This window comes from Sulfuricurvum sp. (genome assembly GCF_036279695.1).
Classification (GTDB): domain Bacteria; phylum Campylobacterota; class Campylobacteria; order Campylobacterales; family Sulfurimonadaceae; genus Sulfuricurvum.
The window spans coordinates 15,080-34,878 of record NZ_DASUIQ010000019.1 but is presented as its reverse complement, the minus strand read 5'-3'; the positions used below and the strand labels follow the sequence as shown (position 1 = coordinate 34,878).

Annotated in this window: 27 protein-coding genes, 2 tRNA genes and 1 pseudogene; 14 read left to right on the top strand and 16 right to left on the bottom strand. The window is 45.1% G+C overall.

The window, feature by feature from the left end:
- The 4 genes and pseudogenes from VFW36_RS02590 to VFW36_RS02575 all read left to right on the top strand — a co-directional run.
- Positions 1 to 174 (top strand): annotated as a pseudogene (locus VFW36_RS02590) (ABC transporter ATP-binding protein); the annotation flags it as partial.
- Positions 161 to 994 carry a DUF5718 family protein gene (locus VFW36_RS02585; RefSeq protein ID WP_329657258.1) on the top strand — a complete coding sequence of 278 codons (834 nt, stop codon included), beginning with the start codon at positions 161 to 163 and terminating at the stop codon, positions 992 to 994. The pseudogene VFW36_RS02590 and the gene VFW36_RS02585, both read left to right, overlap by 14 nt.
- Positions 987 to 1,193 (top strand): DUF1653 domain-containing protein, encoded by a 207-nt coding sequence (locus VFW36_RS02580; RefSeq protein ID WP_329657257.1) that lies wholly within the window; start codon positions 987 to 989, stop codon positions 1,191 to 1,193. Before VFW36_RS02585 ends, VFW36_RS02580 begins: the two co-directional genes overlap by 8 nt.
- On the top strand, positions 1,190 to 1,522 hold the full coding sequence (locus tag VFW36_RS02575) for a translation initiation factor (protein WP_329657256.1): 333 nt from the start codon (positions 1,190 to 1,192) through the stop codon (positions 1,520 to 1,522). Before VFW36_RS02580 ends, VFW36_RS02575 begins: the two co-directional genes overlap by 4 nt.
- Here VFW36_RS02575 and VFW36_RS02570 read toward each other — a convergent pair whose 3' ends face one another.
- Complete coding sequence (locus VFW36_RS02570) at positions 1,523 to 2,731, bottom strand: diguanylate cyclase domain-containing protein (protein ID WP_329657255.1); 1,209 nt, start codon at positions 2,729 to 2,731, stop codon at positions 1,523 to 1,525.
- A gap of 93 nt (positions 2,732 to 2,824) precedes the next feature.
- Here VFW36_RS02570 and VFW36_RS02565 point away from each other — a divergent pair, with 93 nt between their 5' ends.
- Both VFW36_RS02565 and VFW36_RS02560 read left to right on the top strand, forming a co-directional pair.
- Complete coding sequence (locus VFW36_RS02565) at positions 2,825 to 3,139, top strand: hypothetical protein (protein WP_329657254.1); 315 nt, start codon at positions 2,825 to 2,827, stop codon at positions 3,137 to 3,139.
- A 23-nt stretch (positions 3,140 to 3,162) separates the two neighbouring features.
- Complete coding sequence (locus VFW36_RS02560; protein ID WP_329657253.1) at positions 3,163 to 3,549, top strand: hypothetical protein; 387 nt, start codon at positions 3,163 to 3,165, stop codon at positions 3,547 to 3,549.
- Here the strand turns inward: VFW36_RS02560 and VFW36_RS02555 are convergent.
- Complete coding sequence (locus VFW36_RS02555) at positions 3,546 to 3,941, bottom strand: rhodanese-like domain-containing protein (RefSeq protein ID WP_329657252.1); 396 nt, start codon at positions 3,939 to 3,941, stop codon at positions 3,546 to 3,548. The two genes, VFW36_RS02560 and VFW36_RS02555, sit on opposite strands and share 4 nt — an antisense overlap.
- A gap of 60 nt (positions 3,942 to 4,001) precedes the next feature.
- Between VFW36_RS02555 and VFW36_RS02550 the strand changes: the two genes are divergently transcribed.
- Entirely contained in the window at positions 4,002 to 4,364 is a 363-nt protein-coding gene (locus VFW36_RS02550) for a hypothetical protein (protein WP_329657251.1), read from the top strand.
- Here the strand turns inward: VFW36_RS02550 and VFW36_RS02545 are convergent, their stop codons facing one another.
- From VFW36_RS02545 to VFW36_RS02495, 11 genes are all read right to left on the bottom strand, one after another.
- On the bottom strand, positions 4,365 to 4,883 hold the full coding sequence (locus VFW36_RS02545) for a manganese efflux pump MntP family protein (RefSeq protein ID WP_329657260.1): 519 nt from the start codon (positions 4,881 to 4,883) through the stop codon (positions 4,365 to 4,367). It lies immediately after the preceding gene.
- 100 nt (positions 4,884 to 4,983) lie between these two features.
- Positions 4,984 to 6,036, bottom strand: coding sequence for an SO_0444 family Cu/Zn efflux transporter (locus VFW36_RS02540; protein WP_329657250.1), 1,053 nt, complete (start codon positions 6,034 to 6,036; stop codon positions 4,984 to 4,986).
- Positions 6,037 to 6,123: 87 nt separating this feature from the next.
- On the bottom strand, positions 6,124 to 7,050 hold the full coding sequence (gene dmeF, locus VFW36_RS02535; RefSeq protein WP_329657249.1) for a CDF family Co(II)/Ni(II) efflux transporter DmeF: 927 nt from the start codon (positions 7,048 to 7,050) through the stop codon (positions 6,124 to 6,126).
- 12 nt (positions 7,051 to 7,062) lie between these two features.
- Entirely contained in the window at positions 7,063 to 7,806 is a 744-nt protein-coding gene (locus tag VFW36_RS02530; protein WP_329657248.1) for a polysaccharide deacetylase family protein, read from the bottom strand.
- Between the two features lie 46 nt (positions 7,807 to 7,852).
- A complete protein-coding gene (locus VFW36_RS02525; RefSeq protein WP_329657247.1) occupies positions 7,853 to 8,035 on the bottom strand; it encodes a hypothetical protein in 183 nt (60 codons plus the stop codon).
- Complete coding sequence (locus tag VFW36_RS02520; RefSeq protein ID WP_329657246.1) at positions 8,035 to 8,559, bottom strand: GGDEF domain-containing protein; 525 nt, start codon at positions 8,557 to 8,559, stop codon at positions 8,035 to 8,037. Before VFW36_RS02520 ends, VFW36_RS02525 begins: the two co-directional genes overlap by 1 nt.
- 92 nt (positions 8,560 to 8,651) lie before the next feature.
- On the bottom strand, positions 8,652 to 9,476 hold the full coding sequence (locus VFW36_RS02515) for a cache domain-containing protein (RefSeq protein ID WP_329657245.1): 825 nt from the start codon (positions 9,474 to 9,476) through the stop codon (positions 8,652 to 8,654).
- Between the two features lie 106 nt (positions 9,477 to 9,582).
- The gene (locus tag VFW36_RS02510) at positions 9,583 to 10,263 is read right to left on the bottom strand and encodes a response regulator transcription factor (RefSeq protein WP_329657244.1); all 681 of its coding nucleotides are present in this window, start codon (positions 10,261 to 10,263) and stop codon (positions 9,583 to 9,585) included.
- Complete coding sequence (locus tag VFW36_RS02505) at positions 10,247 to 11,131, bottom strand: sensor domain-containing diguanylate cyclase (RefSeq protein WP_329657243.1); 885 nt, start codon at positions 11,129 to 11,131, stop codon at positions 10,247 to 10,249. Before VFW36_RS02505 ends, VFW36_RS02510 begins: the two co-directional genes overlap by 17 nt.
- 114 nt (positions 11,132 to 11,245) lie before the next feature.
- A tRNA-Glu gene (locus tag VFW36_RS02500) sits at positions 11,246 to 11,320 on the bottom strand.
- 21 nt (positions 11,321 to 11,341) lie between these two features.
- Positions 11,342 to 11,417: transfer RNA gene (locus tag VFW36_RS02495), tRNA-Lys, on the bottom strand.
- 194 nt (positions 11,418 to 11,611) lie between these two features.
- On the opposite strand from VFW36_RS02495, the gene VFW36_RS02490 reads away from it, so the two are divergent.
- Together VFW36_RS02490 and VFW36_RS02485 are read left to right on the top strand one after the other, a co-directional pair.
- Positions 11,612 to 12,004, top strand: coding sequence for a thioredoxin family protein (locus tag VFW36_RS02490; RefSeq protein WP_329657242.1), 393 nt, complete (start codon positions 11,612 to 11,614; stop codon positions 12,002 to 12,004).
- Positions 12,001 to 12,606: a pentapeptide repeat-containing protein gene (locus VFW36_RS02485; protein ID WP_329657241.1), complete on the top strand. Its 606-nt coding sequence runs from the start codon at positions 12,001 to 12,003 to the stop codon at positions 12,604 to 12,606. The genes VFW36_RS02490 and VFW36_RS02485 overlap by 4 nt, the downstream gene beginning before the upstream one ends.
- On the opposite strand, the gene VFW36_RS02480 is transcribed toward VFW36_RS02485, so the two are convergent.
- Entirely contained in the window at positions 12,594 to 13,844 is a 1,251-nt protein-coding gene (locus VFW36_RS02480; protein ID WP_329657240.1) for an OprD family outer membrane porin, read from the bottom strand. The genes VFW36_RS02485 and VFW36_RS02480 overlap by 13 nt on opposite strands.
- A 123-nt stretch (positions 13,845 to 13,967) precedes the next feature.
- On the opposite strand from VFW36_RS02480, the gene VFW36_RS02475 reads away from it, so the two are divergent.
- From VFW36_RS02475 to VFW36_RS02460, 4 genes are read left to right on the top strand one after another with little or no spacing between them, the layout of a single operon-like run.
- On the top strand, positions 13,968 to 14,879 hold the full coding sequence (locus tag VFW36_RS02475) for a VWA domain-containing protein (protein WP_329657239.1): 912 nt from the start codon (positions 13,968 to 13,970) through the stop codon (positions 14,877 to 14,879).
- Positions 14,876 to 16,402 carry a VWA domain-containing protein gene (locus VFW36_RS02470; RefSeq protein WP_329657238.1) on the top strand — a complete coding sequence of 509 codons (1,527 nt, stop codon included), beginning with the start codon at positions 14,876 to 14,878 and terminating at the stop codon, positions 16,400 to 16,402. Before VFW36_RS02475 ends, VFW36_RS02470 begins: the two co-directional genes overlap by 4 nt.
- A complete protein-coding gene (locus tag VFW36_RS02465) occupies positions 16,383 to 17,489 on the top strand; it encodes a hypothetical protein (RefSeq protein WP_329657237.1) in 1,107 nt (368 codons plus the stop codon). Before VFW36_RS02470 ends, VFW36_RS02465 begins: the two co-directional genes overlap by 20 nt.
- A 13-nt stretch (positions 17,490 to 17,502) precedes the next feature.
- Entirely contained in the window at positions 17,503 to 18,111 is a 609-nt protein-coding gene (locus VFW36_RS02460; protein WP_329657236.1) for an excalibur calcium-binding domain-containing protein, read from the top strand.
- Positions 18,112 to 18,148: 37 nt separating this feature from the next.
- Here the strand turns inward: VFW36_RS02460 and VFW36_RS02455 are convergent, their stop codons facing one another.
- Positions 18,149 to 18,421 carry a type II toxin-antitoxin system YafQ family toxin gene (locus VFW36_RS02455; protein WP_329657235.1) on the bottom strand — a complete coding sequence of 91 codons (273 nt, stop codon included), beginning with the start codon at positions 18,419 to 18,421 and terminating at the stop codon, positions 18,149 to 18,151.
- On the bottom strand, positions 18,418 to 18,669 hold the full coding sequence (locus VFW36_RS02450) for a type II toxin-antitoxin system RelB/DinJ family antitoxin (RefSeq protein ID WP_295012412.1): 252 nt from the start codon (positions 18,667 to 18,669) through the stop codon (positions 18,418 to 18,420). Before VFW36_RS02450 ends, VFW36_RS02455 begins: the two co-directional genes overlap by 4 nt.
- A gap of 200 nt (positions 18,670 to 18,869) precedes the next feature.
- Between VFW36_RS02450 and VFW36_RS02445 the strand changes: the two genes are divergently transcribed.
- Entirely contained in the window at positions 18,870 to 19,742 is an 873-nt protein-coding gene (locus VFW36_RS02445) for a DUF5677 domain-containing protein (RefSeq protein WP_329657259.1), read from the top strand.
- Positions 19,743 to 19,799 lie beyond the last annotated feature (57 nt).

Sequence of the window (19,799 nt, the reverse complement as noted above, 5' to 3'; positions counted from 1 at the left end):
CTCGGTGAAGCATTGTACGAATTTGACGGAAATGTCGTTTGTGTGAGTCATGACCGTGAGTTGCTCGATGCATTTGCGGGACGCGTTATCGAACTTCATGCGGATGGAAGCTATACCGATTTCAAAGGAACGTATGAAGAGTTTGCTGAGGCAAAAGCAAATGGACACCTATAAAAATTTTATCGGTTTAGGAGTCGCGGGCAATTTTGCCCTCCATCTCGAACAAGCGGGCGAGAGTGCCGATTTCAAAGATGTCATCACCGAAGACCCGAACGGTCCCAAAGGGATGTTTCCGTTTTATGTTCCGAATCGTGAAGGGCAGCTGGGTATCTATCCGATCAGTTGCGATACGATCGTCCTCCCGAGCCAGCCATGCAATGTTCAGCCTGAGCCTGAAGTAGCACTTATTTGTGAGCTTGAGTATGATGCCGAGGGAAAGGTAAGCGCTATTATCCCGAACGCTTTCGGTGCTTATAACGACTGTTCTCTGCGCATCGAGGGCGCAGCAAAGATCAGCCAGAAGAAAAACTGGGGTGAAGGCTCCAAAGGGCTATCATCCACTCTGATCCCTATCGATACGTTTGAGAAGGGCGGAGTGATGGACAGCTATCGTATCGCCTCGTTTTTACGACGTGAGGGGATGCTGATGCGCTACGGGGAAGATGTGGAACTCACCGGATACAGTTTCTTTTATAGCAAACTCATCGAGTGGATGCAAAAACAGATCAATACACAGGTCGATTTCGGTCCTTTGGAGGGAATCGGAAGCTATCTTCGGGATGCGGGATGTCCAAAACACGCAATTATCAGTATCGGTGCGACCCGATACACCCATTTCGGGGAGACCAATTTCCTCCAAGAGGGGGATGAAGTGATTGTCGTCGTGTATGACAACAATAAATATTGCATGAATCCGATCCTCTCGATGGCCAACCGCAACGCTTTTGAATCAGAGGGGATCAGTGCCCTTGTCCAAAAGGTCGTGCGTGGTTGAAAAAGGGCTGTACCGTCACTACAAAGGTAAATACTACGAAGTGATCGGAGAAGCAAAACACTCCGAAACAGGAGAGCTTCTCGTGGTCTATCGACCGTTGTACGGTGAACAGGGGTTGTGGGTGCGTCCGAGTAGTATGTTTGAAGAGACCCTTCCCAATGGCGTAAAACGCTTTACCTACAGCGGAGAAACTAAATGAGCCGCGGGACAAAGCTCTCTCTTGATCTGGGTGCCTCATGGGGTGAGGGGTGGAGCATGGAAGAGGAAAACACTGCAAAAATGCTCACTATCCTCGAACCCTCTGCTCACCGTCTTGTTTTCCAAAAAGAGAAACGTCGCGGGAAAGCGGTGACGCTCGTCGGCCCTTTCAGTCTGAGTGAAGAAGATGCCCAAAAAGTCCTCACCACGTTGAAAAAATCGCTTGCGTGCGGCGGGGCGTACAAAGAGTTTTGGATGGAATTTCAAGGCGATATTGCCCCGAAAGTACGTGAAGCGCTCGAAAAACTCACCTTTAAATTCAAAAAATAATTACAACTTATTGCTAAAAACGACCTGATTTCGTCCCCGCTCTTTTGCTGCATAGAGGTTCGTATCCGCCGCATGAATGAGGGCGTCTTCGCTCATATCGACGGTAGGGATGATACAAATCCCTCCGATAGAGACGCTTAGGGTAGGGAGAATTTTAGAGCCTTTGTGCTCTATCTTGAGATGTTCGATGCTTGCGCGTATCTTTTCCCCCATAATTCTCGCATTTTTACAATCGGTATCGGTTAGGATCACGCCGAACTCTTCGCCTCCGAGACGGAACGGATAATCTCCCGGACGTTGGAGAGTCGTTTTAAGAATTTTGGCGACGGCTTGAAGGGCGAGGTCTCCTTGCAAATGACCGTAGGTATCGTTGTATTGTTTGAAGAAATCGATGTCAAGCATCATAAAGACAAACGGTGTGTTAGAACGTAATGAACGTTTAAATTCCCGTTCGTAGACGACATTGAAATAGCGTCGATTGAACAAAGAGGTAAGTGAATCGGTATAGGATGCCTGTTCGAGTTTGAGATTGAGATGTTTGAGAGTTTCGCTCGACTCGATGAGCTGTTGCTGTTGAATCTCGATACGGGCAAAAATCATCCACGCCAGCCCCATGACCAGTGCCAAAATCACCCCCAAAAAGAAGAGTAATTGGGTCAGTGCATTTTGGTATTGCGTCAAAAGGATCGAGTGTTCATATTTTGCGGCAGCGCTCTCATAGGCGATGAGCTGAGCGAGAGTGTTTTGTATCGATTGGATATTTTCATCCATTGTAATCAGAGAAATGGGATGTGAACGGCTCGGATCATTGATGATAGAACGTACTTGGGTAAAATAGTTTTCAATGCTTTTGATTTGAACTTCGGTGAAATTGACATACGCCATCTCTTCGGGTCGTTTGTCATGTGCCAAATAGGATGTCCATAGGTGATTTACCCGATCGAGCCCCTCTAATATTTTTGCTCCCGCTTGCTCATCACTGAGGAGTTGGTGATTCCATTGATAGATCGGAGAAGCGAGGTCGTTATGGTAGGCCGAATTGATGGCGTTGAGTTCGTTCAAGGGGATGAGAGAACCGAAATAGAGGGTATCCATACTCCGTTTGATGTTTTGAATATTGATATAACCGATTAAACCGACCACAACTAGGCCAAATCCGACGAGAAACAATAAGTAAAGAAGTTTCGATTTTAGTTTAAGTGGTTTCACGGGTTAAATAAACTTTATAGTTTGGATGGTATACCTAAGCAACTCCTATACCAAAAGAGATTAGAATTTGGATATTTTCAAGGGGAGGAAACTATGGCAAAACGACTCATCAAGGATGAACGGATTAAGACGATCATCCATAACATTGCCGAGGATTTCCGTTTTTCTCACGAGACGGGCGATTATGCGCTCTTGTTCTATAAAGCCGACACCGAAGGGGCCGTTCGGGGTGCCGATATTGAATCGATGATCGAATACCTCTCGACAGGGCTTTCAGAACTGCAAGACAACATCCAGTGGAGACGAGAATTTTTGAGTGATAACCCCGGCGTCGATGAGATGCGGATGCTTGAAAACCTCGGTATTATTGAGAAAGAGTACATTGATCTATTGGAGTTTTTACGCTAAAGATTTAACGAAAGGTTGAAGCTATGAAATTAAAAGCCTTTGTTTTCAGTACTTTGATGGCGGTTTCCCTTTTTTCAGCAGAAGATTTCAATAGCGAAATGAGTCATTTTGTCGGGGGAACAGTTCTGGCGGGGGGGATTACTGCCATTGTTGATCACTATTATCCGGAGCATAGAGATGATCGGGGAATGATAGGATTTGAAATCAGCAGTGCGATAGCCTTGGTGGATCAAACCATCCAATTCGTCGAGTACCATAACGCTAAGGGACAGCTCTTGGATTTAGCCGCTCACGTTGCAGGCTCAGCACTTGGTGCTTGTATAACCGATCTCTATATTTTATCACCGGTCATTCACAACTCTGCAAGTGAAGGAAAGTATATCGGAGTGAGCCTCCGGCGTACGTTTTAGTGTTTATAAGGCTCTAGCGGGAGTTTTTTCGCTATTGCGTATTGTATTCCCCCTTGCAAATCGATGACACGGTAGTCTAGTTGTTTGCCTAAAAAATTGCCGACGATTTGAGTACGGTTTCCGCTGTTACAAATCAGGGCGAATTGTTCATTTTTTTTGACCACTTTCCCCAGTTTCGTTAAAAATGTCTCTGTGTTATAGTTCCCTTGTTCATCAAAGAACATAATAGGGATAGACCCTTTGACAAGACCGGTTGTTTTCCACTCGGAAGGGGTGCGAATATCGATGATTTTGATTTTGGAGTTAATCAATTTTTGATCGATCGGTTGGCGGATATACTCCGCACTGAGTGATGTGATGGCGAGCAATAGAGATAGAAGTGCTAAGCGCATATTGGCTCCTAATAGGTATAATGGCGGTATTGTATCGACGAATGATTAATATGAGGATTTATGAGCGTATCTAAAGAGGAAAATTCAAAACGGCTTCGGTATATCCGTTTATTGGGACGGTTTATCAGCGGAATAATTGCGTGGCTATCCAAAGCCGAACATCCGACCAAAGAGCAGTATGATCAAAAAGTGGATATGAATTTCCGTTTTTTGGAAAAAAACGAAGCGGTCAAGCTCTACAAAGATGAGTACATGGAACTTGAAGCATTGGGGCAGAAAATCCTCGATTTTAGAGCGAGTGACGAAGAGATTGAGACGATCAAAGAGGAGCTTTTTTATGCCCAAAATCAGCTCGAAAAACGGGTCAATGCCCGCCGCTATAAAAAATCAAAACATGATAATCACGCCTCTGACGGGTGGTGATTAGAGTACCCCTAGATGCTCTGCAAGGATTTTGCACCCTAAAGCGATCAGAATTAACCCTCCGAGCATCTCAGCCTTGCTCTCCAACAATGATCCCAGTTTTTTCCCGACATACACGGCGATAATACACAAAGCAAAGGTGACTAATGCGATCACACCGGCGGCGGTGTAAATATCACTCTGTAAGAAGGCAAACGTCACCCCTATCGCCATCGCATCGATACTCGTTGCAATCCCCAGAGTAACGAGGGTTTTAACGGAGAGATCGGTTACTTCGTCATCAAACTCGTTTTGGTACGCCTCATAGAGCATTTTCCCCCCAAGTCCTACGAGGAGGATAAAGGCTATCCAGTGATCAAAGGATTGGACATATTCGGCAAAGCTGATTCCGATGAAGTAACCCGCAACAGGCATAGCCCCTTGGAAAAATCCGAAAACGGCGGCGCTGATAAGGGCTTTTGAGACTAAAAGATCTTTGTATTTTGAGCCGATGGCGATCGATACGGCGACGGAGTCCATCGCCAAAGCAACGGCGAGGATAAGGAGAGTTTCATTCACAAGATGTCCTAATCAAAAAGTGCGCAATTATAGCGGACAAACTCTCCGAATCGTCAAAATGTTAGGAACAGCACGATCCTCCGCCGCAGTTTTTCGTATTCTTTTGGAATCGATCACGAATCAAATGCCATCCGATCAGTCCAAGCATAAGCACTGCCGCAATTTCAGAAATCACTCCGTGGTGTTCGTGCATATCGACACTCATAGGGATCGAGAAAGAGGTAAAGAGCCAATCGATAGAGGCTCCGAAGGCGATGCTTCCGATCGAAATCACCGAGAGATAAATCACTAAGGCGCGTGTTCCCAGCATCGATTTGACGACACCCATTGTCACGGTATTGGTCGCAGGCCCCGCACTGAGGAAGATAAACGCGGCACCGGGAGAGACCCCTGCGATAATGAGTGACGCGGCAATCGGAAGGGACGCGGTTGCACATACATACATCGGAGCTGCGATAGCGACGGCAATCAAATAGCCTAAAAACCGATTGTCATTAAAAAGCTCATGGAGATTGGAGGGGATAGCCGCTGAAATAAATGCACCGATCAAAAGCCCCCAAAAGAGAGGTTTGCTGAAACTCCCCAGTAAGGTTATCAGTCCGTATTCAAAAACGGCGACAATCGAAAACGGCTTTTTTATTTCCGGCTTGCTGATCGGGGCGACTTTTGGAGCGGTAGCGGTGAAGGAAAACCCTTTTTTGAGCACTTCTTTGGGCTCAAACATATTCATCAGCATTCCCGCGACAATCGCGATGACCACAGAGGTGAAAACACGATAGAGGGTAAATACCCATCCGAACATCCCAAAGGTTGCCAGTATCGAATCAATACCTGTAATCGGAGTTGAGATCAGAAACGACAAGGTCGCCCCTTTGGACGCGCCGTTGCGTCGCAAAGAGGCGGCAAAGGGGATAACACTGCATGAACACAGAGGCAGTGGGGCTCCGAAAAGAGCTGCTTTGTAGACGGAGCCGTGCGTGTCGGCACCTAGATGTTTTTGAATCCATCTCTCACTGATAAGCTGATGCAACACCCCCGCGGCCAAAAGACCGAACAGGATATAAATCCCAATATCGACACTCAAGCTCCAAAATGATTCCCATATTAAATACATAGGGTTCTCCTGAAAATAATAATTGTTATCGAATTATGAGTATTTTTACTTAATCGCCACTTAGGAATTTTTTGTCTCAAATAGGGGTTACTCTTGATTTATCTCCACCGTAATGTGAACAAGCTCTTCATGGATGCGCAGTTGATCTTTGAAATACTCGGGCGTGACCTCTTCCTCCGTGTGCAAAGATAGGATGCACGAGTATTTTCCTTTGCCCACGCGCCAAACATGCAAATCGGTGATCGTTGCCTTGATAGGGCTATCAGCGATCACTTCATAGATCTCAGCAACAACGGGGGCATCCATTTCGGCGTCCAATAAGATACGTCCCGAATCGCGCAGTAATCCATACGCCCATATGCTCACCAATGCTGCCCCTACGATTCCCATCATCGGGTCAAGCCATGCCGCACCCCACAATTTTCCGCAGATCAAAGCAAAGATTGCCAGAACGGACGTAGCGGCATCGGCGATGACATGCATATAGGCGGAGCGGAGGTTTAGGTCATGGTGGTGATCGTGATGATGATGGTCGTGACCGTGAGTGTGATGATGATCGTGGGTATGCCCCTCTTTGAGGAGCCATGCGCACACGAGATTGATGACTAGACCGATGAGTGCAATCTCGATAGCTTGGTTGTAGCGGATCGGTGTCGGTGAGATGAGCCGCTCGGCGGACTGGAAGAGCATTAGTGCCGCAACACCGACCAAGAAAATGGCGCTAGTATACCCTCCGAGCACTTCGATTTTCCATGTACCGAATGCAAATCGCCCATCATGAGCATATTTCCGCGCCATAGTGTATGCCATTACCGATAGCCCCAGTGCCAATGCGTGGGTTCCCATATGCCATCCGTCAGCTAAGAGTGCCATCGAGTTGTATATCCATCCTCCGAGTATTTCGGCGATCATCATAAAGAGGGTTAGCGCTACCGCGATGCGGGTATTTCTCTCTGCCAGAGGATTTCCCTCATCGAAAATATGGGAGTGATGATGTTTGGATGCACTGTTCATAGCAATATACCTTTAAGGGAGTCGGTTAAGATGCGATTTGACGTCACTGAGACGGACGAAACCAAACCCCTGCGCTTTGAGTTTGGCAACCCCTTCCATAATTCCCTCGCGTGTGCCGCTCTCAGGGTGGTTCATGTGAAAAAGGAGAATGTCGCCGCTGTGGGAGCTTTCTATCTGCTGTGCTACTTTGGGTGCGCTGAACGTTGCCCCCGCGTCCCCTAACACACTGAAACCTGCGATTTCAACGCCGTTTTTATGGGCGATCGCAACGGCTTGTTCATCATAATAGGCGGTACCTGAGCGGAAAAAACGGGGGCGTTTGCCGGTGAGTTTTTCGATCAAATCGCCGTTACCGTTGATTTCACGCTCCACCTCTTCGGCGGATGCGGTTCCGGCAATGTTATAAATGCTTTTTCCGTTGACCGAAAGAGGTCGGTGAGCGGTGCCGTGATTGGCGATTTCAAACAGAGGATTGGAGGCTAATCGTGCAAAGGCTTCAGGGTTGCTGTGTATCCAACGTGAGTTGATAAAGAGGGTAGCGGGAATGTGGTTTTCACTCAGAAAATTGATAAGTCCCTCATCGTACTGGGAACTTTTTGGACTCCCTCCGCACGCATCAAAGGTGAGGGCGATCTCTTTTTTAGGGGCAGTAAAGGTGGTAACGACTCCGGTGACGTTCTCTCCCCATTGCTTGGGTTCGTCGGCGAAGAGGGATAATACGAGAACAGAGAAAAAGGGGATAATCAGTTTAACCATTGTTGAACACCTTTGGAGCAATAAGTGAAATTGTAGCGCAGAGAGCTTAGCGCTTATTGCAATCACGATCTTTTCCGAAGATGCAAGGGGCGTTCTTAAGGAGTTTGCGAATGAAAAAAAAGAGGGCAAAAGCGGCGATCATACCGCTGATGAGCCCTTGTATCATCAACCCTTTGGAGAAGAAGGTGAAAGCGGCGAAGAGAAAGACGAGGGTAAGGATGAAACACATTATTCTGCTTTTTCTACCCTATTTTTACCTAGCTCTTTAGCTTTATACATAGCCGCATCGACCCGTGTAAGAAGGGTGTCTATCGTATCTCCACTGCGGGTAGTGACTATCCCGAAGCTTGCGGTAATGGGGATGGAAGAGAGATGAATGAGACGAGGGTCTTCTTCAAATGCACTGCGCAGTGCCTCAGCAATCACTTCGGCATTCTCCTGATCGGTATTAATCAGTCCGATGATAAACTCTTCCCCGCCCCAGCGACCTATTATATCGGTGCAGCGGAGACGTGTTTTAAGGATCTCGGAAACTTGGACGAGGACGTGGTCTCCCATCTGATGCCCCAGTGTATCGTTGATGGCTTTGAAGTTATCGATGTCAAAAAAGATAAGGCTGAGAGGATCGTCACGACGTTTACTGAGGTGGAGATAATCATTAAAGGAATCGTTAAAGGCGCTTCGGTTCATTAGTCCCGTGAGAGGGTCATTTCGTGCCATAAATTCGAGTTTTTCATTGTATCCTCGGATCATAAAGAGGATGATAAAGGTGATAATGATGGTAACCAGTAGTGATGCGGCGAGGTTTAGATAAAACGTTCGGCGTACATTCTTGATAAAGTCATCTACTTTTGCTTCAACAAGGAGGTATAGATCGAGTTCAGGGATGTATTTGGTTTTGAGAAGATAGTTTTCGCCGTCTTTTTGATATTCGAGGATTTTGGAATCTTTGCGATAATCTGATCGGTTAGGTTACGTAGCTCAGGAGTGTCGTAAAGGCTTTTTATGGTTGTATCGGTTCGTTCGGATAAAATGATTTTACCCTCTTCATTGACGAAGATAACGGTAAAGTTATACTCTTGCCGAAACCGCTTGAGCATATCGTTGATGTAAGAAATCTTCAAACCGATCCCCGTCGCACCGACTAGATGGTAATCGTTATCATAGATTTTATGGTTGATAAACATAATCAGGGAGTTCTCAAGATTGTTATTGAAATCGAGATTGATCTCATTATCCCCCTGTAGTTTTTTGAATTTAAAATACCATTCGTTATCGGGTTTCGAAGGGTCGAGATGTTCTAAAAAACCGTTTTGGGTGTAGTAGCTTTGGGTTTTTTCAGAGACCAAAAAGGCGACAAACATACCGTATTTGTTGTTAATCGTTTCAAGATAACGGGTTATTTTATCGCTGTTTTGTTCGTCGTTGATGAGCCAGTCTTGGAGAAACGTATCATGTGCCATCATCGATGCGACGAGGTTGGGCTCGATGACGTGTTTTTGGATTTCGGTGTAGATATTATCCACCGTCAGGGGGAGAGAACGGGTTTTGAGATCAGCCTCCGTGGAGTGGAGAGAAACCATAAAGTTGATGAATGAAATACTGATCGAGAGGGCAATCATCAACACCGATATGGTGATGACGATGTAAAAATTGTTTTTGATTTTCATGAGAGGCTCTTTTAACACGTTATAAAATAGTGGTAAGTTTAGCATGATTCTCTAGTGTTTGGGCTCATTATGTCCCATTGCTACAGGTAGATATTAATAGTGTCGGCTAAAAATCAAGTTTGTATCCGATACCGTTTATATTGGAGATAATGTTGGGATAGGATTTTTTACGAATACCGCGGACCAAAGTTCGAAGCGCATCCATACTCATCAATGTATCTTGCCATACTATTGATTCTATCACTTCATAAGGGACAATGAGCCGTTTTTTACTGATAAGAAGCTCCAGCAGAAGGTACTCTTTTTTGGAGAGCTGGACAGCTGTTCCATCGGGACGATTGATGGTTTTGTTGATGGGGTCATAACTATAGCCTTCTTCTAAAACACTGAAACCTGATGATCGGCAATTGAGAATTTTTTTGGCACCTATTTGCAGTGCATCGATCAAGTCGTTCTTTTTGAGCGGTTTTTGCAGATAGCGGGTAGTATTTAGGTTGATCGCATCCATTAGAATGTCTTGATTGGTCTGAGTAGAGGTGATGATGACGGGTGTCAAAACATCTTTATGTCGAAGGCATCGGACAAAGTCCAATCCGTTTTCATTGCTCAGTTGAAGGTCGATCAGAATCATATCGACCTTTTGGGTTCTAAAAAGTTCGCATGCTTTTATGGAATTGTCTGTTTCTAAAACTTTTAATCCGTTTTCACGAATAAAGTGTGAATGTTTTTCTCGAATTTCCGGATCACTTTCGATATAAAGAAGGGTAAAACTATTTGATTTGAACATATAAACTTTCCATTAATACGGTTTGATTTCGACCTTGATGTTTTGCTCTATACATGGCTGTATCGGCAGCTTTTATGGTATCCCTGATGGTGAAAGCGGGATCATACTGGCTGATGCCGATGCTGAGTGTTAGAGACGTATTTAAGCCGAAATCATGATCGCGTATCCGTTGACGGAGTTTTTCAGCTATAGGATACGCCGTCTCTAAGTCAGCTTTGTCTAGAACAATAATAAATTCTTCCCCTCCCCAGCGACAAAATAGGTCACTGCTGCGAAGGGTTTCACGAGTCAGTGCGGTAAATTCGACCAATATTCTATCCCCTTCCAAATGACCGAATTGGTCGTTGATCGTTTTGAAATGGTCTAAATCGATAAAGAGGACAGAGAAGGTAGAATGGTCACGATAGGATTGCTCAACTTTTCGGGTGAGAAGAAGATTGAGTTGAAATCGGTTGTAAATTCCCGTAAGCGGGTCAATGGCAGCTTGGTGGATCAGTTCTTTGTGCTCCGTGATATTGGTATAAATACCAATGTAGCCGAGTATGGTCTCTTCTTTTTGAAGCGGTTCGACACAAATTCTGCTCCAGTAGCCGTGACCGCTTTTATTTCGGTTTTTTATTTCCCCACACCATGGTTGACCTTGTGCAATGGTCTCCCATAAATGGGCAAATATCTCTTTTGGGGTATCGGGATGGCGGAAGATTCGGTGGGTTAATCCGACCAATTCGTCTTTTGCATAGCCGGATAGAATTTCAAATCCTTTACTGACATCGGTAATCATACCGCTAGGATCAGTCACAACCATGATCAAATTTCGATCTAAGATTTCTGATTTTAGTTCTTCGATATGTGCGGCATAACTGTGCAAATCTCTCTCCTTGTAAGAGACTATTGTAGCTATAGATAATGAGATTTTAATGACATGCAAGTATTTATTGTTGTCGTAGTGAAAATATTTATGTTTTTTCTGATGAAGTAAATGTGGTGACCCCAAGGGGATTCGAACCCCTATGGCCAGAATGAAAATCTGGAATCCTAACCATTAGATGATGGGGCCACATAAATGCGGCTTGAAAAGTGGTGTCTCGTGATGGATTCGAACCATCGGCCCCCTCATTAAAAGTGAGATGCTCTACCGGCTGAGCTAACGAGACGTTAAATAACAATAAACTGTTCCAGCACAATTTATGGACGGGAATTATAGCGGTTAGAACCTTTTTTGTCAATAGTTTTGGGTATAAATGGCACATTTTCGCTAAAGAAGATAGATATGTACACTTTAATCATTCAAATAGATTCAAAAAAATGATAATATTGTGATAAATATAGTTCAAAAAAGGGACAAGCAATGGCGAAATTTTTAGTATTGATATGGATAAGCGTTTTGAGTTTGGGTGCGGTAACGATCCAAAATGACGAGCAGTTCAAAACGGCGGTTGCGTCAATGGGAAAAGAGAATAAGCTGGTACTGATGATCTATACGACCGAGGATTGTCCCGAATGTGCGTATATGAAGAAAAAAGTATTTCATGAGAAAACGGTAGAACCGTATTTGAGTCAAAATTTTGTGGTGATCGAGAAAAATATTCATAAGAGCAAACTCCCCGACGGATATGATTATTTCGGGATTCCGACGATGTTTTTTATCGACAAATCGGGAAATAAAAAAGAGACGATTATCGGGAGTAAACGTTCACGTGAGTTTTTGAACGAGTTACACCGTATCCGAGGGATCAAATGAGAGCGCTACTTTTAGCTCTTTTGATGGGAGTCTCTTTGAGTGCCTACGATGCGGCACAGGTGAAAAAAGCGTTGGAGGATAAAGAGTGTATCGGATGCGATCTGCGCGGTGCCAATTTGTCTAAAATGGACTTCAGCGGAAGTGATTTCCACGGCAGTGATCTGAGCAATGCCGATCTGCGCGGCAGTGTGTTTGAGATGGGAGATTTTAATGATGCCAATCTCAGCGGTGCACATGCCGAGGGGACGGTGTTTTGGAAAGCGTCGATCAAAAATGCGGATTTGCGCTCCATCCATGCACGCGGGGCAAATTTCAAAGGGACTCACTTAGAGCAGAGTGATCTCAGTCGTGCGGATATACGAAATGCAAAAGTGTGGAAAACAAATCTCAGCGGGGCGCGTTTGAATAAAACCGATTTTAGAGGTTCTGAGATCGGCGGCGCGAAATTTTCGCATAATGATCTACGTTCTGCGAATATGAAAAATACACTTTTGTGGGAAACGACATTTTCCCATGTCAGAATGACGAAAGAGCAATGCGCCCATGCCAAAAAAGAAGAGGCGATTTTGGATGCAAACGTGACGTGTTCTCAAAAGAGGTAATCGGCAATAATCCTCACATTGGTCTCATCGTACGCTTTGTTTTTATACAGTGACGTACTCTCTCTGTCATAGTTGATATAGGCTAAGCGAGTTCGCAGGCGAAACTCTTTACGCGGCTGATAGGTCGCATCGATGTTGACTTCGTCCGAATCGGGGCGGGGATTTTGGGTGAGCGATGCGCTATTGGATTGGACGCTGTCGCTTTGATCGATTTTTATATATTTGGCCGAAATCTCGAACGTCGAATCAGGGCGATAGGTTAGGACTCCGCCGTAGGCTTCCGCACCTGCGTTTTCACTCTCTCCGTCGATTTGCAGATCGGTGTAGGTGATAAACGCTCCCCATCCCATCTTCTCATACCGTCCCCCCGTACCTAGTAAGCTTTGATCGCCGATACGGGTGTATAGAGCGCTCAGACTCCACTCACCCTTCGTTAGAGTCCCTCGTAGCCCTAGAAGAGAGGTATCGACCTCTCCTGCGGCACTATCTCCGATACTCTGTTCGTTCAGATATTGCAATGCTCCCGAAAAGGTTGTCCCATCGGACGATTTCCAAATAGCATTGTCGATAATTTGCAGATAGGGGGCATTCATCACATCGCGCACATAGGTGTCGTAGAGTTCGATTTTCCATGGTGATGCCGGAGAATAGATCGCTCCGAGGACGGCGATGTCACGATCGATCCCGAGCGAGTAGGTGGGTGAGACGAAGGTATCGGAACCTTTGTATTTCCACCCCGTGATATAAGCACCTTTGAGGGTGATATGGTCGATGGAACGATTCTCACAACTGAGTGCTTCGAAACTGTTGGGGAGCATACGGTTGTAGTAGTCGTTTGCGAGAGGGAGGTCGAGGCGTTGTCGTCCGTATTTCACAACGGTATCATATCCGCTGTATTGGAGGTACGCTTCGCCGAGGGTGTTGATGGAACTGCCATCGAGATTGAGGTTATGGGTCTGTCCCGATTCGGGCATCTGTGTCAGTGAGGTAACTCCGTTACTCGAAAAGAATGAAATGCCTCCGCTGAATCCCTCGTAAGGGGCCGTTTTATAGCTCAAAATCCCCCCGAGGGTGAGGGCGGTTCGATCGATCCGTAGCTCACGGTTTCCGTCGTACCAGAATGCACGGAGATTACCGCTTGTTTTTCCTTCGGTGAATATGGTTTCGAGCGTTTCAGCATAACTATGCGAGGTGAGAATGAAGCTCAAAAGAGCGAAAAGTAAAGGGCGTTGAAACATGTAATGATTATAAATCCGATCTTTTTAAGCGGAGTGTACCAAATTTTCTTCGAGTTCACAAATTGTTATTTAAAAATTTTATACAAAAACAACGACAAAGAGACGAAACGCTATAATAAAAGTATGAATATTTGGTCATTTGATTTTGCGTGGGCATTTTTAGCACTCCCTCCCATCCTCTATTGCCTGTACGCGTGCAAAATCATCCCCCAAAAGCGCTATTTTCCCCATCTGCAATTTTTCGGCAATCCTAGTAAATGGCGAAACATGGAGTGGTTGTTCAAAGCGCTTGCCGTGACATTGATGGTGGGGGCGTTGGCGACTCCCGTCGTGGTTGATTTTTCCGATCCGCGCAACCGTAACGGGATCGACATCGTCCTAAGCCTCGATGCCAGCGGGTCGATGAACGCCTCGGGGTTTGGGAGTGATGAGAGCCGCTTATCCCGATTTGAGATCGTCCAAAAGATCGCTTCCGATTTTGTGATGAAACGGCGTGAAGATAACGTCGGGGTGGTGGTGTTTGGGGATTTTGCCTTTATCGCGACTCCCGTGACCTATGAGAAAGAGATTATCGCCGAGATGATCGGCTATCTGAGTCACGGTATGGCGGGGCAAAATACCGCTATCGGCGAGGGGGTAGCGCAAGCGGTGAGAGCGCTCAAAGACTCCAAAGCCAAATCCAAAGTGATTATCCTCCTCACCGATGGAGAACACAACAGCGGTGTGATCTCCCCCAAAGAGGCGGTAGCGATGGCGCAAAAAGCTAGGATAAAACTCTACACCATCGGGATCGGCGAAAAGGGGGAGTTTGATAGCAAACTTTTAGCCCAAATGGCGCGTGATGGCGGGGGGGAGTATTTCAGTGCCACCAATGAAAAGGAACTCAAAGCGGTGTATGATCAGATTGATACACTCGAACGCTCCCGCATCAAAAGTGCCGAGCACACCTTTTTTGAACACTATTTTCAGTACGCGGTGGCGGGGGCATTGCTCATTGTCCTGTGGTTAGGTTGGAGAAGGAGGGTCAAAGGATGAGTTTGTTATCCCCTCTGTGGCTATATGCTCTTATCCTCCTCCCCCTCTATCTCTGGGGGGCACGTCGCTATGGCTGGCATCACCAAGTTTGGCTGTTGGTGAGTGTCTTCTTTTTGATCCTCTCCCTCACCCGTCCCGTAATACCAGAAAAACCGATCAGCGTCGAAGAATCGGGAAGCGATGTGATCTTAGCCGTCGATGTGTCGTATTCGATGAGGGCGACCGACGTTGCACCCACACGGCTGGATGCGGCGAAGAGGGTGTTGAAGCGTATTGTTGTAACCGATAGAAAAGATCGCTTCGGGGTACTTGCCCATACGACGAGTGCGATTATCCTCTCCCCCCTGACCAAAGATACCGAACTTCTCGAACACCTCTTCGGCTCACTCGATGAGTCGCAGATTATCACCAAAGGGACAGAGGTGATGAGTGCGTTGGAACTTGCCCGTAAAATGTCCCATGCACAGCACCCGTTGCTCGTCCTTTTTACCGACGGAGGAGATCAACTCTCGTATGAGAAAGAAGCGGCGTTTGCAGAGGAAAACGGATTGAGGGTGTGTATCGTGATGCTCGCCACATCAGGCGGGAGTACTCTGCCTAGCGAAAACGGGTCGCTCAAAGATGAAGAGGGGCATATCGTCGTAAGCTCACGCAACGATGCGATTAATGCCATCGCCGTTCATAGCGGGGGGAAAGTAATCGACGGCGCCGATGCGGACGCGGTGATCGAGTGGATCGAACGTGAACGGAGTGAAGATTTTGCGGGTTCTACGACGGTGACACGCTATGAAGAACTCTTTTATTTTCCTCTGGTGTTGGCGTTGATCGCATTTGTACTGGCGTATACGAGCTTAGGGGAGAAAATAAACAAAAAAGTATTGCCCTTTTTGGCTTTTGTAGGGATCAGTGCCCATGCGGGGTTGCTCGATTATCCCTATCAAACCTTAGGGAAATATGAGTATTCTCATGGAAATTATGAACGTTCGGCTCAGTGGTATTATCATATCGATTCGCCACAGGGGAAGTTTAATCGTGCGGCTGCTCTCTACAAAGGGGGAAAATATGCCGAAGCACTGGCGGTGTATCGCTCGATCAGATCGAATGATCCGATTTTCAAATCCAAAATATTTTACAATATGGGTAACGCTCATATCCGTCTCAGCGAGTTTGAAAACGCTCGTCAAGCACTGCTCAAATCGCTCACACTGCGTTATAGCCGCCAAGCCGATCAGAATCTAAAAGCGATTGCCATAGCGCAAGAACAAAAATCGCTCAATGTCCGTAAAGAGAAAAAAGATCAATTCACCTCGGATGAGAACAAAACCACGGGTGAGGGGAAGAAAACCAAAGAGGGGGGAGGATCGAATATGCAAAGCGATATAGCCTCCTCCGGTGCGGGAGATGCAGGGAAAAAGGCGCAAGCAGATCCGCGCTTTTCAACGTCGCAGGGCAAAGCGGCGCTTAGTTCCAAACAGTATGAATTGATCAATCAAAGGAGTGTCCATGAAACGAAGCCTTGGTAGGCTAGTCGCGCTGATGATTCTCAGTGTGTCCGGATGGGGGGCAACCTATCAATGGAAGGTGCTCGAAGCGCCGCAAAGTCTCTATGTTCATCAAAGCGGCGTAGTGCGGTATGAGTGCACCTTTTCAACCAATGCGGCGGACTATACGATTGCGTTTAAACCGAGCGGAAATGAACGCTATAAAGCCTCTATCCTAACCCAGCGTGATCGGATCGTGGAGGGGAAACGGGTACAGACCTTTGATGTACTGATCACCCCGACCCAAGAGGGGAGCGTTGAGGTTGCATTGGATGCACTGATGCGTCATACGACGTTTGCATCGATCGAGAATGCCTCCATCGGTCGCGATAACGTCAAAAAATACGATTTCGATGATGAGACTGCCCATCTGCCCAAAGTACTGATTGCCGCACAAGCCAACGCAGCGGCACTCAGCGGAGAGTTATCTTTGGAAGTGAGGGTTGATAAACGAAGTGTGGTGGCTCATGAACCGGTTCATTTGAGCCTCTATATCCGTGGACGTGGGAACCTCGATCAATATGTCCCGTATGAGCTAAACATCAGCGGTGTCAATGTGTTCGCCGAAGCGCCGACCCGCGACATCACCCCCGATACGGCGGGGTTTTCGGGGGAGATACGTCAGGAATTCGCCCTCGTGAGTGAGCAAAGTTTTGTGATTCCGAAAATCTCTATCGAGGTGTTTGATACCCAAAGTCAAAAGATCAAACGCTTAGAGAGTGAGGCGGTAGCGATCGAAGTGGCACAAGGATTCGAGCGCTCCAACCTCCTCGATCCTCCCGCTTTGCGTGATTGGAGTTCTTTGGCTCGTTTTGCTCTCTATGGGGCACTGGTGATTGCAGGGATCTTGTTGGGTGAGGTTGCACGAAGAGTGTGGAAGATGCGACCTCGCAGAAAACGAAAGCAGTTTTACGATGACGCTAAAACCTCCAAAGAACTTGTGATGCTTCTTGCTCTCTCAGGGGAGAGAGCGTACGAGCCGATTATCGCCGAACTCGAAGCGGGAACACTGGATTTGCGTGAAGCGAAGAAGAGGTTGGAAAAAATTTGTTTTGATAATAAAAGATAAAAGGATTTCTGGTATGTTCAAAATATTGTACAGTGCATTATTTATCATTTTTACAGTCTCATCTTATGCTGAATGTCTTGTAAATGTGCCTGAAGAGATAGCGGATAAAATTGCACACGGACACGCATGGACGAATCATAGTAGTGAATTTTCTGAAAAAAAGAGAATAGGAAATATAGAAATGCCAGAAACTCTAAAAATTGGCAATACTGAAGAGTTCCAAAATCATATCACTACTATTATGACAACCAAGACTCCTAAAATTATTCCGGGTAATCGTAAAGTCTATTGGGATGACAATACGGGGACAATCGTTTTTTATGATCCGTACAGTAATGATTGCGGAACGGCATTTCGCCCCAATGACGGAAAAGAGTATTATGAACGAGTTTTAGAGAGAAAAGAATCGGATAAAGATCGATCAAAGATGAAAGCATCTCCGACATCAATGAATACGACATCACAGATGAGAAAAACAAGTAACTTTCAATGTGACGGTAGAAAACATTGCTCTCAAATGAAATCATGTGAAGAAGCCACTTATTTTCTTAATAATTGCCCAAATACAAAAATGGATGGGAATGGGGATGGAATTCCATGTGAAAAACAATGGTGTAACTAAAATATGAAAAGCTAAAAGTAATGGATAAAAAAATGAATTATCCGAATAAATCAGAATGACTGCCGACTTCGACAAGAGTAAGTTCGAGTACCCCTTCGTTTATTCGGTAGATCAGTAATAAATCGGGTCGCACATGGCACTCACAGCAGCCTTTGTAATTTCCGCTCAGGGAGTGGTTTTTGTATTTTTGCGGGAGCACATCGCCGTTGGCTAATATTTCGATGACGACAAAGACCTCTTCTTGGTGTTTGGATGAGAGTTTTTTAAACCCTTTTTTAAACGATGCCGTCCGAAAAATATCGTATTTCACGAGAGTAAATCTCGTTTTAACGCTTCCATCGAGGTGAATTTCTCACCCTTGCGCTCTTCGAGTTCTTGCAGGGCTATTTTCATCCGTTCGCTTGGGACTTTGAGTTCAAAAGGGATGGAGTGGGTGAGGGCGACTTGTTTACAAAAGAGGTTGATTCCATCACTCAGACTCATGCCGTATTGTTTCAACACAGCGGTAGCGATCTCTTTTGCATCGTTGTCGATTCGGATGCTGGTACTGGTACGCATGGCAAACTCCTTTTTTATAATTGTACCACAAATGGGGTGCAAAATAGAATTTCGATGAATTAAGGGCATAAAAGATACCATTAAAACACATATAAATTTTTTACCGTTCGCCCTGAGCTAGTCGAAGGGTGAACGGTTCATGGTTCGACAGGCTCACCACGAATGAAACTAGATACAGTAAAGGAAAATATTTGAAAAAAATGCAAAATTCAGCAGTCAAAGAATTTGAGCAATACCACCAAATTAAAATTTTACAAAACTGGAAGAATGCTGAAAGATGTGTAGAAATTCTTGCCATTTTCCATAAAAAATTGAGGTTCGCAATGGGTCAGTTGCAAGAAGATGATTTTCATAAAAATCCAACAGTTGCTATAGTTTTTCAACTTATAAATAGAATATATGAGCAAATAAATGGAGGCATCTCTTGTATTTGTACAAAAAATCATGCATCATCTGAAGTGTTATCAAGAACGGCTATAGAATCTTCAGTTAATGTATTATTTTTTTTAAAAGATGAAACAGATAGTAAAGTTTTTTCATGGCTAAAAAAATATATAGATGAAGATATGGAACATATAAGCGATTGGGAAAAATCACTAACAACGCAAGAAGAAAAGGATGTCCATTTACCAAGAATTCAAACTAGGCGAATGCTTAATGAATATAAAAAAGATTTTGTACAAGAATATATAGAGCAAGTAAAAAACATACTAAATATAGATGAAAACTTCTTTTTACCAAAAAAAATATTGAAAAGATTCCAAGAAGTAGGTCATGAAACAACTTATCACACTGTATATACAAGACTAAGTGCAACTACCCATCTGAATGCCGAAGATACTATAAGCTACATGATGGCAAAAATATCAGGAAATAAAGAATTAGAACTTCAAATTGGGTTAGAAGCTAGTGCATTTAGTGAATTTATGCAGATTTATGCATTGTTTTTTTATGGAAAAGTAGTAGAACAGTTTTATTTTAAATATGCTACTCAAACTGATCATGAAATAGCGCAATCAATCGATGAATTGTTATCAATAATGAATTCTATAGGAGCAGAATGGGATTGGTAGTAGGATGATGGAGTTTATTTTAAATGCAAAAAATGGATCCCGTATCCAGTACGGGAT

Bases quoted from the DNA above. Each gene is read 5' to 3' on its own strand.
- VFW36_RS02585 (WP_329657258.1), top strand. From the start codon at position 161: ATGGACACCTATAAAAATTTTATCGGTTTAGGAGTCGCGGGCAATTTT.
- VFW36_RS02575 (WP_329657256.1), top strand. From the start codon at position 1,190: ATGAGCCGCGGGACAAAGCTCTCTCTTGATCTGGGTGCCTCATGGGGT.
- VFW36_RS02565 (WP_329657254.1), top strand. From the start codon at position 2,825: ATGGCAAAACGACTCATCAAGGATGAACGGATTAAGACGATCATCCAT.
- VFW36_RS02560 (WP_329657253.1), top strand. From the start codon at position 3,163: ATGAAATTAAAAGCCTTTGTTTTCAGTACTTTGATGGCGGTTTCCCTT.
- VFW36_RS02555 (WP_329657252.1), bottom strand. From the start codon at position 3,941: ATGCGCTTAGCACTTCTATCTCTATTGCTCGCCATCACATCACTCAGT.
- VFW36_RS02550 (WP_329657251.1), top strand. From the start codon at position 4,002: ATGAGCGTATCTAAAGAGGAAAATTCAAAACGGCTTCGGTATATCCGT.
- VFW36_RS02545 (WP_329657260.1), bottom strand. From the start codon at position 4,883: ATGGACTCCGTCGCCGTATCGATCGCCATCGGCTCAAAATACAAAGAT.
- VFW36_RS02540 (WP_329657250.1), bottom strand. From the start codon at position 6,036: ATGTATTTAATATGGGAATCATTTTGGAGCTTGAGTGTCGATATTGGG.
- dmeF (WP_329657249.1), bottom strand. From the start codon at position 7,050: ATGAACAGTGCATCCAAACATCATCACTCCCATATTTTCGATGAGGGA.
- VFW36_RS02530 (WP_329657248.1), bottom strand. From the start codon at position 7,806: ATGGTTAAACTGATTATCCCCTTTTTCTCTGTTCTCGTATTATCCCTC.
- VFW36_RS02525 (WP_329657247.1), bottom strand. From the start codon at position 8,035: ATGTGTTTCATCCTTACCCTCGTCTTTCTCTTCGCCGCTTTCACCTTC.
- VFW36_RS02520 (WP_329657246.1), bottom strand. From the start codon at position 8,559: ATGATCCGAGGATACAATGAAAAACTCGAATTTATGGCACGAAATGAC.
- VFW36_RS02515 (WP_329657245.1), bottom strand. From the start codon at position 9,476: ATGAAAATCAAAAACAATTTTTACATCGTCATCACCATATCGGTGTTG.
- VFW36_RS02510 (WP_329657244.1), bottom strand. From the start codon at position 10,263: ATGTTCAAATCAAATAGTTTTACCCTTCTTTATATCGAAAGTGATCCG.
- VFW36_RS02490 (WP_329657242.1), top strand. From the start codon at position 11,612: ATGGCGAAATTTTTAGTATTGATATGGATAAGCGTTTTGAGTTTGGGT.
- VFW36_RS02485 (WP_329657241.1), top strand. From the start codon at position 12,001: ATGAGAGCGCTACTTTTAGCTCTTTTGATGGGAGTCTCTTTGAGTGCC.
- VFW36_RS02480 (WP_329657240.1), bottom strand. From the start codon at position 13,844: ATGTTTCAACGCCCTTTACTTTTCGCTCTTTTGAGCTTCATTCTCACC.
- VFW36_RS02475 (WP_329657239.1), top strand. From the start codon at position 13,968: ATGAATATTTGGTCATTTGATTTTGCGTGGGCATTTTTAGCACTCCCT.
- VFW36_RS02470 (WP_329657238.1), top strand. From the start codon at position 14,876: ATGAGTTTGTTATCCCCTCTGTGGCTATATGCTCTTATCCTCCTCCCC.
- VFW36_RS02465 (WP_329657237.1), top strand. From the start codon at position 16,383: ATGAAACGAAGCCTTGGTAGGCTAGTCGCGCTGATGATTCTCAGTGTG.
- VFW36_RS02460 (WP_329657236.1), top strand. From the start codon at position 17,503: ATGTTCAAAATATTGTACAGTGCATTATTTATCATTTTTACAGTCTCA.
- VFW36_RS02450 (WP_295012412.1), bottom strand. From the start codon at position 18,669: ATGCGTACCAGTACCAGCATCCGAATCGACAACGATGCAAAAGAGATC.
- VFW36_RS02445 (WP_329657259.1), top strand. From the start codon at position 18,870: ATGCAAAATTCAGCAGTCAAAGAATTTGAGCAATACCACCAAATTAAA.